16 protein-coding genes are annotated in these 16137 nt (G+C 34.8%); 10 read left to right on the forward strand and 6 right to left on the reverse strand.

All coding sequences use genetic code 11. The features are described from left to right. Positions 1 to 22 precede the first annotated feature (22 nt). Entirely contained in the window at positions 23 to 556 is a 534-nt protein-coding gene (locus tag ACW8TM_RS06330; RefSeq protein ID WP_491532437.1) for a ZIP family metal transporter, read from the forward strand. A 25-nt stretch (positions 557 to 581) separates the two neighbouring features. On the opposite strand, the gene ACW8TM_RS06335 is transcribed toward ACW8TM_RS06330, so the two are convergent. Continuing rightward, positions 582 to 977: a secondary thiamine-phosphate synthase enzyme YjbQ gene (locus tag ACW8TM_RS06335; RefSeq protein WP_491532438.1), complete on the reverse strand. Its 396-nt coding sequence runs from the start codon at positions 975 to 977 to the stop codon at positions 582 to 584. A gap of 99 nt (positions 978 to 1076) precedes the next feature. Here ACW8TM_RS06335 and ACW8TM_RS06340 point away from each other — a divergent pair, with 99 nt between their 5' ends. Continuing rightward, entirely contained in the window at positions 1077 to 2582 is a 1506-nt protein-coding gene (locus ACW8TM_RS06340; protein WP_491532439.1) for a M81 family metallopeptidase, read from the forward strand. 6 nt (positions 2583 to 2588) lie between these two features. On the opposite strand, the gene ACW8TM_RS06345 is transcribed toward ACW8TM_RS06340, so the two are convergent. Continuing rightward, positions 2589 to 3965, reverse strand: coding sequence for a M20/M25/M40 family metallo-hydrolase (locus tag ACW8TM_RS06345; protein ID WP_491532440.1), 1377 nt, complete (start codon positions 3963 to 3965; stop codon positions 2589 to 2591). Positions 3966 to 4028: 63 nt separating this feature from the next. On the opposite strand from ACW8TM_RS06345, the gene ACW8TM_RS06350 reads away from it, so the two are divergent. Then, positions 4029 to 4622 carry a DNA-3-methyladenine glycosylase gene (locus tag ACW8TM_RS06350; RefSeq protein WP_491532441.1) on the forward strand — a complete coding sequence of 198 codons (594 nt, stop codon included), beginning with the start codon at positions 4029 to 4031 and terminating at the stop codon, positions 4620 to 4622. Between the two features lie 124 nt (positions 4623 to 4746). On the opposite strand, the gene ACW8TM_RS06355 is transcribed toward ACW8TM_RS06350, so the two are convergent. Further along, positions 4747 to 5091 carry a cupin domain-containing protein gene (locus ACW8TM_RS06355; RefSeq protein ID WP_491532442.1) on the reverse strand — a complete coding sequence of 115 codons (345 nt, stop codon included), beginning with the start codon at positions 5089 to 5091 and terminating at the stop codon, positions 4747 to 4749. Positions 5092 to 5322: 231 nt separating this feature from the next. Between ACW8TM_RS06355 and ACW8TM_RS06360 the strand changes: the two genes are divergently transcribed. After that, positions 5323 to 5568, forward strand: coding sequence for a DUF7662 domain-containing protein (locus ACW8TM_RS06360; protein ID WP_491532443.1), 246 nt, complete (start codon positions 5323 to 5325; stop codon positions 5566 to 5568). 496 nt (positions 5569 to 6064) lie between these two features. On the opposite strand, the gene ACW8TM_RS06365 is transcribed toward ACW8TM_RS06360, so the two are convergent. Together ACW8TM_RS06365 and ACW8TM_RS06370 are read right to left on the reverse strand one after the other, a co-directional pair. After that, positions 6065 to 6838: a nitroreductase family protein gene (locus ACW8TM_RS06365; protein WP_491532444.1), complete on the reverse strand. Its 774-nt coding sequence runs from the start codon at positions 6836 to 6838 to the stop codon at positions 6065 to 6067. A gap of 63 nt (positions 6839 to 6901) precedes the next feature. After that, the gene (locus ACW8TM_RS06370) at positions 6902 to 8329 is read right to left on the reverse strand and encodes a M20/M25/M40 family metallo-hydrolase (RefSeq protein ID WP_491532445.1); all 1428 of its coding nucleotides are present in this window, start codon (positions 8327 to 8329) and stop codon (positions 6902 to 6904) included. Positions 8330 to 8470: 141 nt separating this feature from the next. Between ACW8TM_RS06370 and ACW8TM_RS06375 the strand changes: the two genes are divergently transcribed. Beyond that, positions 8471 to 10111 carry a S49 family peptidase gene (locus ACW8TM_RS06375; protein ID WP_491532446.1) on the forward strand — a complete coding sequence of 547 codons (1641 nt, stop codon included), beginning with the start codon at positions 8471 to 8473 and terminating at the stop codon, positions 10109 to 10111. A gap of 5 nt (positions 10112 to 10116) precedes the next feature. On the opposite strand, the gene ACW8TM_RS06380 is transcribed toward ACW8TM_RS06375, so the two are convergent. Next, on the reverse strand, positions 10117 to 11268 hold the full coding sequence (locus ACW8TM_RS06380; RefSeq protein WP_491532447.1) for an MFS transporter: 1152 nt from the start codon (positions 11266 to 11268) through the stop codon (positions 10117 to 10119). Between the two features lie 138 nt (positions 11269 to 11406). Here ACW8TM_RS06380 and ACW8TM_RS06385 point away from each other — a divergent pair, with 138 nt between their 5' ends. The 5 genes from ACW8TM_RS06385 to ACW8TM_RS06405 all read left to right on the forward strand — a co-directional run bounded on the left by ACW8TM_RS06385 (position 11407) and on the right by ACW8TM_RS06405 (position 16113). Then, complete coding sequence (locus tag ACW8TM_RS06385; protein ID WP_491532448.1) at positions 11407 to 12798, forward strand: M20/M25/M40 family metallo-hydrolase; 1392 nt, start codon at positions 11407 to 11409, stop codon at positions 12796 to 12798. A gap of 139 nt (positions 12799 to 12937) precedes the next feature. Further along, positions 12938 to 13735: a DUF6754 domain-containing protein gene (locus ACW8TM_RS06390; RefSeq protein WP_491532449.1), complete on the forward strand. Its 798-nt coding sequence runs from the start codon at positions 12938 to 12940 to the stop codon at positions 13733 to 13735. A gap of 12 nt (positions 13736 to 13747) precedes the next feature. Next, entirely contained in the window at positions 13748 to 14458 is a 711-nt protein-coding gene (locus ACW8TM_RS06395) for a hypothetical protein (RefSeq protein ID WP_491532450.1), read from the forward strand. Continuing rightward, positions 14400 to 15341 carry a hypothetical protein gene (locus tag ACW8TM_RS06400; protein ID WP_491532451.1) on the forward strand — a complete coding sequence of 314 codons (942 nt, stop codon included), beginning with the start codon at positions 14400 to 14402 and terminating at the stop codon, positions 15339 to 15341. Before ACW8TM_RS06395 ends, ACW8TM_RS06400 begins: the two co-directional genes overlap by 59 nt. Position 15342: 1 nt before the next feature. After that, positions 15343 to 16113: a hypothetical protein gene (locus ACW8TM_RS06405; protein WP_491532452.1), complete on the forward strand. Its 771-nt coding sequence runs from the start codon at positions 15343 to 15345 to the stop codon at positions 16111 to 16113. Positions 16114 to 16137: the final 24 nt, after the last annotated feature.

The following is a 16137-nucleotide window of genomic DNA, read 5'->3' on the forward strand; positions in this document are numbered from 1 at the left end:
TTAGTGACTGGAGTTCAGACGTGTGCTCTTCCGATCTATGGTTAATCTTGCAGATGTAATAATTCCGCATATGCACGTTGTTATTGGTAGAGAGGGTTTAGCGTCAGATAGACTACATGGAATCTGGCTTTTTGTATTGGCGGTGACATTACATAACATGCCTGAAGGATTGGCTGTAGGAGTAGGATTTGGTTCAGGAAATATAAGGGAAGCTATTGTTTTAATGTTAGCAATAAGTCTACAAAACATCCCAGAGGGACTTTCAATTGGTTTCTCCATATTAGCTGAGGGAAGTAAAAGTAGAGTTTATGCATATCTAATTGCAATTTTGTCAGGATTTGTGGAGGCTCCATTAAGTCTACTTGGTGCAGGAACAGTCTTCATGATGAAGCAGATTCTCCCCTATGCAATGGGTTTTGCTGCTGGAGCCATGATATTTGTTATAAGTGATGAAATAATTCCCGAGACCAATAGGATTGGACATGAAAAATGGTCAACTTACGGATTAATAACTGGCTTTATAATAATGCTTTACATGGATGTCGTTTTAGCTTAAGTCAAGCAGTTTGAAACTATTCGCTTCAATTTCTAAGTATTTTGATGTAAACCTTTCTAGTTCTTGGACCATCAAATTCACATAGAAATATTCCTTGCCAAGTACCTAGAGCAAGTTCTCCATTTACAATTAACACAAAGGTACCATGGCCCACAAGTGTTGACTTAATATGTGCTGGGGAGTTACCTTCCAAATGTTTATATGGTAAATCTTGAGGAACAAGTCTATTAAGCGTATATATGATGTCTTCAACTACACTTGGATCAGCATTTTCATTTATAGTTACACCTGCAGTGGTATGTGGAATGTAAATGAGGCAGACACCATTTTCAATTCCACTTTCTCTAACTACTCTTCTAATAAGATCTGTAATATCAATAAATTCAATTTTACGTCTACTTTTAACTTCAATAACCTTCATGTAATAAAATTCAACTCTAAATATTAAAAGCGTTATTAAAACCTTTTAATCATCATCAGTTATATATTTAGCTAAATATGAAGTATTATTCGATGTTATATGAGAATTGCTGTAGCTAGCTTCTCTCATGAAACCTGTACCTTTGTACCGCAAAGGACAACATATGAAATGTTCAAGGACTATATTTTAAGAGGAGATGAAATATTTGAAGCAGTTAGAGGCATTCCAACCTACATTAACGGTTTTATGAAGGTTGCTGAAGAGGAAGGAGCTGAACTTGTTGGTATTCTTGCTGCAGGGAGAACGAAGGCTGTGGGATTTACGGGATGGATTACTAGAGATGCCTTCGAAAAAATTATGAATGAAATGTTAGAGGGATTTGAGGAAACTGAAAATCTTGATGGTGTTTTGCTTGCCCTTCATGGAGCTATGGCAGTTGAAGATATCCCTAGACCAGAAGCAGAAATAGTACGAAGAGTTAGAAGAATTGTAGGCAATATACCGATCATGGTGACTCTGGATTTACATGCCAATGAAGACCATGAATTAGCTGAAGTTGCAGATGCAGTTTTCATATTAAAAACATATCCACATGTTGATTCTGAAGAGATCGGAATTATTGCAGCCAAATGTATGGTTAAAACTATTAGAGGCAAATTTAAGCCGACAATGGCATTTAGAAAACCAGGTGTTGTTTCTGCCAGCATATTTCAAGGTACAAATTATCCGCCAATGAAGCTAGTATATAATAGATGCCGTGAATGGGAGAGAAAAGGTGTATATTGTGCATCAGTAGCTGCGGGCTACGCATATGCAGATGTGCCTGACATTGGAGCGTCAGTGTTTGTAGTTACAAATAATGACAGAGAATTAGCTGAGGAAGCTGCACAGGATATTTCAGATTTAATATGGAGTTTAAAGGAGCAATTTGCCAGGAAGCTCCCAAAGCCAAAGGAGGGAGTTGCAGAAGTTTTAAGACTTGTAAGAGAAGGTAGAAAGCCAGTTTTAATAGCTGAACATAGTGATAGGCTGGGCGACGGTACACATGTGTTGAGAGAACTATTACTTCAAGGAGCTAAAAACTTTGTTATTGGAGGAATAGCAGATCCAAAAGCTTTAGAATACTTAAAGAAAACAGCGAAGATTGGTGACATTATAACAGTTAAGATTGGGGGTTGGGCTCATCCTATTTCAGGTAAACCAATTGAAATTACGGGTAAATTAGAATATCTAGGTGAAGTAGAGTATACACTAGTTGGACCTATGGGTAGAGGAAGGAAAATCCATGAAGACTTAATAGCAGTAATAAATATGGGAGAAGGAAGACACATTATAATATCTCAAAGACTTAGAGCACCCCTCGATGATCAGGGATTTATAGCTCTAGGTATAGATCCAAGGGAAAAAGACATTATTGTATTAAAGGATAGAGTTCATCATAGAGCTTTCTGGGACCAAATAGTTCAAGTAGACTATCCAATAGATGCACCTGGACTAGGCCCAGCAGACTTGACAACATTAGAATACAAAAATGTTCCAGACCACTTCTATCCAATAGGCAAAAAATGGAGAAAAACTAAAGCTGAAAAACAGAATTACAGTTAAGTCATGCTATAAAGTGAGCTTTAATGGCAAGAGAGTTAAAAATTTAGTTGTCAAAATTAAACTTCCCACATCAATTTTTTCATCAATTCCATGGGCAAGATTAAGCAATTCACTATAATCTATCTCAGGGCTTATTGGACTGAAACCATATACAATAGCACCTAATTTCCTTAAATAGCGGCTGTCTGACGATCCAGGCATGAGAAAGGGTGCAACTTCCAATTTATAGTTTGAGAGGATTTCACTTAAAATCGACTTAAAACCATTTAGTAAAGTTTTGTCTACTGGTGAAGAAGAGGGAGGGGAACATTGTTCAACTTCAACTTTAACATTAGGTAGATTTTTTAATGCCTGCCTAATTATTGAATAGACATAATTTTTATCTTGTCCAGGGAGAATACGGCAATTAACAATAGCTTCACATTCACTTGGAATAACATTCTCCTTAACACCTCCACTTACAATTGTAACTGAAATAGTCATTCTAGTAAGCGATTTAAGAAGTCTTCCAAAGTTGGGTTCAACTTTCTCAATCAATGAGAATGCTAATCTCTTAAAAGGAGAGAAAAGTAGTTTTAAAAACAATTTACCCTTAAATCCAATAAGAGCTGGAAATAAGGTTTCAAGCATCTTTTTAACTGCATCAACGAAGATTGTTGGAGATTGAAAGTCATAAAGTTGTTTTACAGCAATAGACATTGTATAAAGTGCATTGTTCTCGATAAATGGCACTGAGGAATGACCACTTTTACCATGAAATTTCAACTTAACTCTGCATGAACCTTTCTCTGCAACATCAACCAAATAGATAAGAACATTATTTCTTCCTTTAATTGGAATTCCTCCGCCTTCATTAATTACAAAGTTAGCTTTAACTTTTTCAGGACAGTTTTCTATAATCCATCCAATACCATTTCTACCTCCTGTTTCTTCATCGGCGGTGGCTGCAAAAACCAATGTGTATTTGGGCTTTATATTTAACCTTTTTAACAATATTAATGAGAATGCTTCAGAAGCAACAAGGCTTTTACAGTCTAAAGCCCCTCTACCATAAATCCACTTACCATCAAAGTCAGCTGCAAATGGATCATGACTCCAAAGACTAATATTTCCTGGAGGAACAACATCTAAATGCGATAGATATAAAATACGTTTGGAATCTATTTCTCCATCAAGTTTAGCTATAATGTTACCCCTATTATTTCCGGATTCTATTAATTCACATTCAATATCCTCCTTAGAAAAGACATCATAGAGGTAACTAGCTAAAGGAAGCTCATTTCCAGGTGGATTGCTAGTGTTAAACCTAAGAATTGTGCGAAACAGCTCAACTAGTTCATTTGAATTTTCATCAACATTTCTTAGAAGAAATTCAGTATTCATAACTTACTCCTCAATACGTGAGACGTATATATTAACTATAAGTTCTACAAATATATTTTTGAAATGAAATTAAATAAAATTGTTCCAAAAAACTTCTATCTTAATGATCCAAGAGAAGTAGCAGTAAAGTTGTTAGGAAAGATTATTGTTAGAAGATTTGGAAATATTTTTCTTTCAGGCTATATAGTTGAGACGGAGGCATACTATGGAAGAGAAGATCCAGCATCAAGAGCGAGAAGGAGGGGGAAACTAGCAGAGGTGATGTATGGCGAAGTAGGAGTTGCTCTAATTTATGGAGTACATGCTCAATGGCTGTTCAACATAGTTGCGCATAAACCGGGAGATGGAGGAGCAGTATTAATAAGAGCATTACATCCGATTAGAGGAATTGAGTTAATGAAAAAATTTAGAAAAACTAGCAAAGTAGAAATGCTAACTAATGGGCCTGGAAAATTAACTCAAGCCTTAGCAATAGATAAGAGTTTTCATGGAAAACCTGTCTATCTTTCAAAGGAAGATTTAAAGATTATTGAGGGTAGAACTATTGATTTAAGTGAGATAGGCAGTAGTTACAGAATAGGGGTTACAAGAGACTTAAAGAAGCATCTAAGATTTTTCATTAAAGGCAATCCATTCGTATCGAAAGTTAAAAGATAAATTCTCGGATGCATAACATAGTCAATTAAACAATGAAAATGTTTTTGATGGCAATTGAAATAAAAAATAGGATTTATCAAGTCCAGCTGGAGTAGAGGGGATGATTGAATCTGAAGTTTCGTGTTTATGTGAATAGATGTCTGTAATCCTCTCTAGGTGGTATGAAAACATCTAATGCTATTAAGGGTTGCACCAAAACTTTAACTTCATGGGGGATGTTTGGAGGTATATGATAGAAGTATCCTTTTTTAACTACTTTTGTCTTACTCCCAATGGTGAATTCAGCTTTTCCATCTAAAATGAATCCAAACTGCAAACTGTCGTGACTGTGTATTGGAACCTTTCTTTCAACTTCAAATAGAATGACCATGAAATTGGCATCACAATATATGGGTCTAGCGATGATTCCTTCAGTTATTTCTATTCTAGGCTTCTCATCAAAATTAATAAAAATGTTATTCCAATCCATAGTAAACAGATAGCAAGTTTTCATTTAATTAATTTACGATTTATATATTAAACAATTAAATAACATGCAGTAGAAATATGAGTAAAAATGTATTGTTTCTATTGATAGGGATAAACAATTAAAATTGCTATTAGAATTAAAGATGTCAAATTTTTCACGGTTATGCTAATATATCTTGAAAGCATAATTGGTGATAGATAGGTACCCAAAATTAAAATTTGAGGGATTAAAATGCCTGGAAAGTATGATCGATTAAAGAAGTTCCTTTCAAGTCTTGATTGCCACGTAGTAGAATTAAGTTTTGATGAAATTTCAAGCATAGTTAATGGACTGCCAAAAACAGCTTTTAAGCAGAGAAAATGGTGGGATAACGATGAAAGGAATATTCAAGCAAAAAACGGTTGGTTAGCAGCTGGATTTAGAGTTGTTGGAGTAAATTTAAAGAATAAGCTTGTAGTATTTAGCAAAGTCTCATAGAAATGTAATTTCTATTATCTTCTATTTTTGTTAATATACTCTTTGAGTGAATTTTATATTCAATAAAACTTATTATATCATATGCCATCATAAAGTTTAACCTAGATGCTCATGAGTAAACCTATATATTGACTCTAAAGACAAAATTACGTCATAACTCTTCATGAAAATATCTTAGAAATTGATTTAAAGGAAGGGGTTAGAGCATTTTTAGAATATTTATTTGAGGAGTATAGGACGATTGAAAGGATTTTGGGATGTGTTGTAAGGGGATTATCCCCACAAGACATCTATATTGATAATATTTTAAAGGTAACTCTTTCTTCAGAAGGCGAAGTAATACTCAAAGTTCGAAGCCATAGAGGTATAAAGAGGATCGTAATACCTAAATTATCACTTCTCAAGGTAAACATCTTAATAGATGTGTTAAATAACTTAATTAAAAGAAAAACTTAATTTAAATAAATAATTTTATTTAAAATCTTAGTTACAATAATTATTTTACTGGTTCAAAGGGATAGAAGCCCAAACTCCTAAGAGTTTCAATGAATTTCTTCTCTCTCTCCTTATCACCAATCATTTTTCTCTTAACATTGTCAATCCATTTAAAATCAATTGAGCGACGTGAATACTTAGTGTAATATCCTTCTTCAGCTAGCTTTTTATTCATATGTTTTATACCTTCATTTAACTTAGATCTCGATAACTGTTTATAGGAATTTATAAATAAAGCAGCTTCAAGTGGTAGTCTAGGTCTTACTGGTGGGTTTTCATCAGGATAGCCGATACATAGAAGACTTATTGGCAGTACTCCCTTTGGAATATTAAGTATTTCTACTACTCTAGGATTGGCGAGTGCACTTCCAATAAATACTGATCCAAGTCCGTATGCTTCAGCAGCTAAAACCATATTTTCAGCAGCCAATGTGGCATCAATTATAGCGAAAAGCTTTACCGTATAACCTAATCCCTTTTCTAGAGAAGTTTCAAATCCTCCTGTTTTTGCGATATCTATTAGTTTTTTGACATCTGCACATATAGTTAGGGTTACTGGAGCTTCAAGTATAAATGGTTGCCTACCACATGCTTCCCATAATGCTTTTCGTTTTTCTTCATCCTTAACCCAAATTATGGAATATGTTTGGAGGGAGCATGCTGAAGGGGCTCTTTGACCAGCTTTAACTATCTGTAAAACTATTTCTTCTGGTACTAGTTTAGATTTAAATTTACGGATAGTACGTCTTTTCATTATAACATCTAGAACATCCATCATGAATCACCACGAGGTAACTAATTAAGTTAAAGGTAATATAAGGGTTGGGATATAGGTAAATTACATTTCAGCGTAATTATATAGAAATTTTACATAGAATTTTTCCATATCAGATATACCGTAAATTGGACCAATCCTATCTACTACTAGGTATTCATTAGGTGCATGAGCTCTTCCACCATGACCAATACCTCCAGAAATAAATGGAACACCTAGGATTCTAGTGAAAATGAAGGTGGGTGCAAAACCTCCACTAAATGGCCATATCTGTTTTTCCACTCCATATTCATCATACGTCTTTATCATAGCTTTAACAATGAATGCATTTGGAGAAGTTTTAGATCCAGGAGATGCGTCATGTAGCTTTAATTCAATGTCTTCAAAGCCATTTTCAATCAAGTGTTTTTTAATACAACTCCAGATTTTTTCTGGATCTTGATCTGGATGTAGTCTAATATCTATTTTTGCTCTTGCTTCGCATGGAATTATGGTTTTAGTTCCAGGTCCAACATATCCTGAAAAGAATCCCATAATATTGAGTGTTGGCTGATATAAGTATTGTAAAATTAAATCTTTACCCTTTAAGTTGTATTTAAATCGCTTGACACTTAACTCCTCTTTTAACACTTCTTCATTAAATGTTTCCAGTAGTTTATTTATCAAGTCCTCTTCTTCAAGTGTAGGTGCAGTTACACCATCATAAAAACCATCTATAACAATTCTACTTTTTCTATCCCGCATAGACGCTAAGCATTGAATCAATCTCCAAACAGGACTTTCAACCCAAGCCTCATTACTTGAATGAAGATTTCTTCCAACAGGACCACCCCAATCTCCACCTTTACAGATCATATCAAAAGTTATAATCCCTTTGTTGCCTAAGCTTATTCTAACTCTCCCTCTTCGATCTTGTCTAGCTCCAGCCATCCATACTGCATTAACACCTTTAAACTTCTCTTTATTCTTTTTGACATAGTCGATTAGAGTTAAACTTCCAATTTCTTCTTCGCCTTCGATTAAGAAAATAATGTTTACGGGCAATCTGTCTCTAACTGCAATTATGGATTCAAAGGCATTAAACATCGCCCTTAAGGGACCCTTTGTATTTACTGCGCCCCTTGCAATAATACATTTACCAAAAGGCGATACTTCATGGATCTCTGCACCGAATGGAGGATAGCTCCACTTCTCCTCTTCTACTGGCTGTGTATCATACATTCCATAAACTAGAAGAGTTTTTTCAGCTTCACTATCTAGCCAGCCATAAACTAATGGCCATCCAGGATGCTCCTCATACTTTATAGGAGAAGGAATGACTTCAACTTCTCCTCCTAGATCCTCAATAAACTTTGCAGTTAATTCTGCACATTCATGTATGCCTAAACCTTCATCTGAAACTGATGGTTGTTTTAAGTAGCTCTGGATTTTCTGGATGTGTTCATTAAGATGTTCGTCAATAAATTTGAAAATATCATTTAGATTTGGCATAATAGATGCACCGCATTAAAATTGCCATAATAGAGTATAAATAAGTTAATGAAATATAAGTTACACGTTAGATTATCCTTTGGAAACATTAAAATTACAATCAATAAAATATAGTACTTGAAAAATCTTGGAGGCATATGATTGACTATTTTTTCATCAAAAGGGAGTTCTTCAAGTTGGGTTAAAATTTTAGCCTTATGTATTATTGTTTTTTCAGCAGGACTAGCAGCTGGATACTACCTTTTCGTAAAAATACCGTATTTAGTTAAGCCGCCAGTAGCAGTGGAACCAATAATTGGAGTTATTAAAATTTACGGCTATATGATTAGTGATGCTGAAAAGGAGTTATATGTTAATTCAATTTTGTATGCATATAGGAATGATTCAATAGTTGGATTAGTATTACGTGTAGATTCTCCTGGAGGATATGCAACAATAGTTGAAGATGTATATAATGCACTTGAAAAACTTAACTCAAAGAAGCCAGTTATTGCAGTAATTGAAGGTATAGCAGCTTCAGGTGGATATTATGTCTGTCTAGCAGCAAGAGAAATATACTCTATACCTACAACTTTTATAGGAAATATTGGACTTATAATGAGACAACCACTCCTAGTTATACCCTCTGAAGCTATAATTGAAACTGGACCATACAAGCATACGGGTTTATCACTTAAAGAAGTTCCCTTCATAGCTAAGAAGGCGATGAGCAATTTTATTGGAGCAGTAATTAAAGGGAGAGGAAATAGATTAAACACAACTGTAGAGGAAATCTCTCTAGGAAAACTATATTTGGGTAATGATGCACTTCAAATGGGTTTAATAGATGGGTATGGGTCATTTTTAGATGCAATTAGTAGAATAGCTGAATTAGCAGGAGTGAAAAGATACAGAATTCTAGATTTAACGAAGCTTATCTGGACTAATAGCTCATTATTGTTAGGTCAATCTATGTGGATAAAAGGAGAATTAATCTCAATAGAACAATTAGAAAAAATACAGCCTGAACCCTTAGGACTCTATTATATTTCACCATACTATGTAAAGGCTTACAGCTTCATTGGATATAAAACCAACTATGATTCATCTGAAATATTTAATGCAAGTTTACCTGGAACATATAATGTTACAACTGAAAATCTAGTATTCATAGATATTTCACATGGAAATCTATTCACGTATGAAATTCTAGGTACATTATGGGGTAAAATGATTGAAAATAACTTGAAAATAGTATTTGGAGATATCAATACACTACAGGAATTAATGTCTATTGGAAAACCTAAAGCATTAATAATAATATGTCCAAGTATAAGCTTTAATCCAGATGAAGTAATTACGATTAAAGAGTATGTAAGTCTAGGGGGTAAATTGATAATGATCTATGATCCATCAAGAGTTTCATCATGGTATATTAATGGTTTAGCTCAAGAATTTGGTATATACTTCTCAGACGGATATCTTTACGATCTAGAAAACAATTATGGAGTATATAGAAACATAGTTATTAGAAAGTTTGTGCATCATCCTCTCCTTTCAAATGTTAAGGAATTAACATTATTTACAGCAGCACATGTATATGGAGGAAAAGTGAAACTGGCAAACACATTTAATACGGCATTTCTATCATTAACAGATGTTATGGATACTTATTCACCAATAGTTGCAAATGACAATGTAATTGCTATCGGTGACCTAACATTTCTATTAGATCCATTTAAAGATATCAGTGACAACGAAATATTTCTTGAAAATTTAATTCAATTTATCAAAGATACATAGTGAAATCAATCCTCAAATAAAACTAGTAAAATTAAACCTAGTAATAATACAGATACACTTAAAATTAAGACACCATTTAAAAGTGCATATCTGTATAATGGATAAGCAATTATTGGTGCAGATGCATAGCCAAGGAATCTTACAAAACCATAAATAGAAGTAATAATTCCACGATTCTTAGGGCTTACCTCAATTACCATTGTATTTATAGGTGTAAACGCCATGGTGGAGGCAAAGCCCATCAAAAACATAATCAATAACACACTTTCGTACCAGAATGGTGTGAAAAATAAGCTCAACATTAAAATATGGAAAATAAAACCGACGATACTTGTAATTCGCCTACCAATTTTATCTGTCAAGTAACCTGTTATAACGCCTGAAATCATACCGCCAACTCCAGCAGTTGATAAGAACATTCCAATAACTTCACTATTCAAGTTGAATGGGGGTATGGAAAGATAATCTGAAAAGTAAGTGTAAAAGGAAACTCTAGAAAGAAATAATATGAATCCTAGTATACATAATAAAACCACATTTAAATTAGAAATAATGCTTTTAACTTGATTAAGCATTACTCTTGCTCCTTTACCAGACTTAGAGGTCTTAGGAAGTAATATTTGAAGGAAGAGTAGACATGAACCAGAAATGAAAGCCAATAGAAAATATCCTAAACGCCAATTAATTGAAGCGAAAAATCCTCCAGCCAATGGACCGAAGGATCCTCCCAGAGTAACAGATACAGACATTAACCCCATTATCCTTCCTCGAATATCCTTTGAATAAATATCACCAATAGTAGCCATTAAAATAGGAGAAATAAGAGCATTACCCACACCTTGAATTAACCTTGAAGCAATAAAAGTCCAAATATTATTTGACAAACTGACTAGAAAAGTTCCAAAGCAATATACTGCCAAGCCAATACTCATAGTCGTCTTCTTACCTAGAAACAAGTCACTTATAAAACCGGCGAACAACTGCAATATACTGAATGGAATCATATACAATGTAATTGACAAACTTAGCATGAAAATTTCAACTTGAAAATCATTTTTAAGAGCACTAAACATTGGCATTATCATATTCCCACTAAAAGGACCCATAAACTGAACTATAAACAAGACTACTAATATTAAAATTTCACGAAGCTTCAATTTAACACCTCAATATGCATAACCAATGGGGCTTCATCAACATACTATCTAATTCTATGTATTATATAATGAAACATTCGATTCAAAACTCTTAAATCATAAATAAAAAATATAGTCTGTAAGTCTAGAGGTGAAAAATTGAATTTAATTGAAGTTGAAAGGAATATTATAGGAGAAATTTTAACAAGCAGAGAAACCCTTGAAAACTTAACAATATTATGCGACGAGTTTGGAAGTAGATTTGCAGGAACAGAAAGCGAAAGAAGGGCGGTACAATTCATATTAAGAAAATTTAAAGAGTATAATCTGGACGATCCACACCTAGAGGAATATGAGTATAATGGATGGATTAGAGGAAAAACGGAACTATATATAACATCACCAGTTAGAAAGAAAATTAAGGCAATCGCCCTACCCTATTGTCCAAGCACTCCTGAAGAAGGAATTGAAGGAGAAGTAATAGATCTAGGTCATGGGTTACCAGAGGATTTTAAAAGAGAGAAAGAAAAAATTTCTGGAAAAATAGTTTTGGCTACGAGTTTTTCTCCACCATACTTTAGAAGATGGATTCACAGAGTAGAGAAATATGGTAGAGCAGTTGAAGCAGGCGCTATAGGCTTCCTATTCATGAATCACTATCCAGGTCTACTTGCACCAACAGGTAGTGCGAGATTCAATATGGAGGCAGAAATACCAGCATTAGGAATAAGCAAAGAGGATGGAGAATACATTAAGAGATTAATGAAGAGAGGAAAAGTCAATGTAAGAATAAAGACAAAGCATGTCACAACTAAAATGAAATCATGGAATGTAGTTGCTGAAATAAAGGGAACAGAAAAGCCTGATGAAATAATAATTGTAGGAGCACACTTTGATGGTCATGATATTAGTCAAGGGGCAATGGATGATGCAGCTGGGACATGTATAGTAATGGAAGTAGCAAGGGTTCTAGCTAAACATAAAAACTCACTTAAAAGAACAGTAAGATTCATATGTTTCTCAGCTGAGGAGATAGGGTTAATTGGAAGTCATGAATATGTAAAGCAACATAGGCAAATTATTAAAAATATAAAATTCATGTTAAACTTAGATGGAGCAGGAAGAGCAGCTAGACCTGGAGTAATGCTTCAAGGGTTCCCTGAAATGATATCCTTTCTAAAAAATCTAGTTAAGGATATGAACTATCCAATTCCAATTGCTGATAGACTGGGAATGTATTCAGACTATTTCCCCTTCGTGTTGGAGGGCGTACCTTCAGGAACACTTGTAGGTGGAAAAGCTTTCAAGGAATTTACAAGTGGAAGAGGATTTGGACATACGGAAGCAGATACAGTAGACAAGCTAGATTTGAGAGATATGCAAGAAGCAGCAATGGTAGTTTCAAGATTAATACTTAGACTCGCTAATACCCCTGAAATTCCAGTTAAACATAAAAGCAAAGAGGAAATATTCAGGTTACTTGAAGAATATGGATATCTGGAAATATTAAAGTATGAGAAAAGGCCATACGTTGACATATGTCAAAAATAAATCAAATCATCAATTTTTATTTATAAAATATTTTGCATACTTTTCAAAGACTAACTTAGAAAAAAGTAAAAGATATATTTTTTCCCAAAAAAGATAATTTAAGCCTATAGTTAAATTTTTCATTTTTGGAGGACGCAAAATGCATTGGCTTGAAATGTCTGAAGTAATTTTAAGGGAAGGGCGAGTGGCTCAGGGAGTAGTGCTGTTAATTATTGCAGTTCTAACAATTTTCGCTCTAGAAAGGGCAAAAAGAGCGCCAGAAAAGATTACAGTAAGAAAGATTCCAGCGGTAGATGCATTTGAAGAAGCAGTGGGACGAGCGACAGAAATGGGGAAGCCAGTCTTCTTCACTCCTGGAATGCACAGTATACGATCTTTAGCAACTTTATCAGCGTTATCAATTCTAAGTCACGTAGCAAAGCTAACTGCAAGATATAATGTACCAATAATAGTTGCCAATAGAAACTGGCTAGTATACCAAGTAACTGAAGGAATTGTTAAGCAGGCATATATGTCCGAAGGGAAACCAGACCAGTTTTCACCAGAAATGGTTAGATATATTTCACCTTGGCAATTTGGTTTTACAGCTGGATGTCTAGGAATCTTTCAAAGAGAAAGACCAGCTGCAAACTTTTACATGGGATATTTCTATGCAGAATCACTAGAATTGGCTGAGAGCGGATATAGAATTGGAGCAATACAAATTGCAGGAACCACTGCAACTGTTCAGTTACCCTTCTTCATAGCAGCATGTGACTACGTATTAATTGGTGAAGAATTGTATGCTGCTGCCGCCTATGTTACAAAGGATCCGAAAATCCTTGGAGTCTTATATGCACATGACCTAGGCAAACTATTTGTCATAGCTATCACTCTAATAGGCGCACTAGCAATAACAGCTGGAAGCAAGATCATAATTGAATTGTTATCTAAGTAGGGGGGAATATATATGGGTATATCCCTCTCCGATTATAGGAGATCAATACCACTATTATTGGCATTCATATTCGGGCTACTCTATGCATTCGAATGGTATGTAGACATAAGAATAGGGGACTTCAGTCTTTCACGGTTCCTAGAAAAAGAAATGTTAAGATATTTCAATGCCATGTATTCAATTGCAATTGGAATAGGTGCCATAAACATCTTTAGAATCCATTACAGGAATGTTTCAAGAAGAAGACCTTATTGGGAATTTAGCGTACTTGTATTAATATTAATTCCATTGATGGCAATAATAAGTACATTAGGTGGGCGATATGCTATAGATCCAAAAGGAGAAGTTATACCAAAAGCAGTCTACAATGCTCTATATCCAATATGGAGTGTGTTATACTGGAAGGTAATGGCTATAATAAACATAATGATGTTCGCTTTACTAGGATTCTTCATAATATCTGCTGGATACCGTGCGTTTAGAGCAAGGAATATTGATTCATTAATATTACTAGCGGCGGGAATCTTAGTAGTTATGGGTCAGGCACCTGTAAATGCAGCAGTATGGCCGGGGTTTGAATCAATTAAAAACTGGTTAATGGATGTACCCAATGTTGCAGGAAGGAGGGGAATAATTCTTGGTGCTGCAATTGGTGGACTAGCATATGGTGTACGAGTTATCTTTGCATATGAAAGACGTCCTACTCTTGCAGGAGGCGAGTGAAGTGTCATGGATTAAATATTTAGAGGAATTAGATCCAAGATGGATCTATTTACTCGTGTTCATTGTGATCGCTATACCAATACTTATTCCAATGCCATCACCCTTAGCAATAACTCCATACACTAAAGATGCATTTGAAACCATAGAAAACCTACCTCCAGGAAGTTTAGTAGTTTTATCTTTTGATTATAGTGGTGCAAATCCAGAATTACATCCTCAAGCAATAGCAGTGATGAGACATGTCATTAAAAGACCACTGTATGTAATTTTGCTTGGAATGTGGGGTGACGGTCCAATAATGGCTGATCAAATATGGAGAACAATAGATAAAACAGGCTATGACCCTGAAAATCCAACACAAATAATAACAAAGGAATATGGTAAACATATAGTGAATCTAGGAAGACTGGCTACAACTGCATTAATAGTAGCCATGTACGACAGCATAATAGAAAACTTTTCTGAAGACTTTTATGGAAATCCAGTAACTGAGCTTCCATTAATACAGAAGTTCGATGGCATTAAACATGCAGCTGTAATAATATCCTTCGCAGCGGGAAGTCCAGGTCCAGGAACATATCTACAATACTGGGCTACTCAAAATCCTGAATTCCACAAATTCATTGTGGGTTCACCTGCAGTTTCAGCGCCAGGTTTCATGCCATTCTATGAAGCTGGTAAAGCTGGTGAAATTGGTTACGTCGGAGTAATAGTAAGTCTAAGAGGAGCAGCAGAATATGAAATGCTACTTGGAGAAATAGGGCTAACAGGTGCAACTGCTGCATTAAATGCACAATCAGCTGTACACTATCTTTTAGTCATAGCAGTAATCGTAGGAAACATTGCATACTTTATGAGGAAATATAGAAGGGAGGAAGGATAAAATGGTGGATATAGTTGAAGTAATAACTATATGGGGGGCAGTTTTCTTTACCTTTTGTGTGCTAAGCTACCTATATCGAGAAAATCCACTATTCAGATTGGCAGAATATCTAATGGTAGGATTAACTGTGGGATATGGAGTATCATATGACCTGTGGTATTTCAAGAATTATGGCTATATTCCAGTAGTCTATCAAGGAAGATATGACTACTTAATCTGGATACTAATAGGTCTAGGATACTACTTCTTCTTCTCGAAGAAATACTTCTGGATTTATAGGATACCTGTTTCAATAGCAGTTGGATATGGCACAGGAATGGCGTTGAGATCAACAGTTAGATCCAGTCTCATAGGACAAATAAACACTTTAATAAAGTCATCACTTATAGCGGCAGATCCACTATCAACACTAAATAGAATAATAATAGTATTTGGAAGTATACTTTCGTTAACATTCTTCATATTCACAAGGGAAATGAAGGGAGGATTAGGGTACATTCCAAGAATTGGAAGATACGTAATTCTCGCTGCGTTAGGTGCATCCTTTGGAAATACAGTGATGGGAAGAGAGTCATTATTGATTCAAAGAATCCAGTTACTTCTAGGTAGTAAATACTTCCCATGGGAAGCTTCAGGACTGGGATCACCTGAAGCCGGTTCATATGCATGGATAATGACAGTTATATGTGGATTAATCTTATTATACATGATTTATCAAGACCATGTAAAAGCAAAGAAGGCAGTAGCTGAGGCTACTGCAACTGGAAAATAAACCCTCTTTTTTACCTATTTTGAG

The sequence above is a fragment of the Candidatus Culexmicrobium sp. genome (assembly GCF_058356305.1).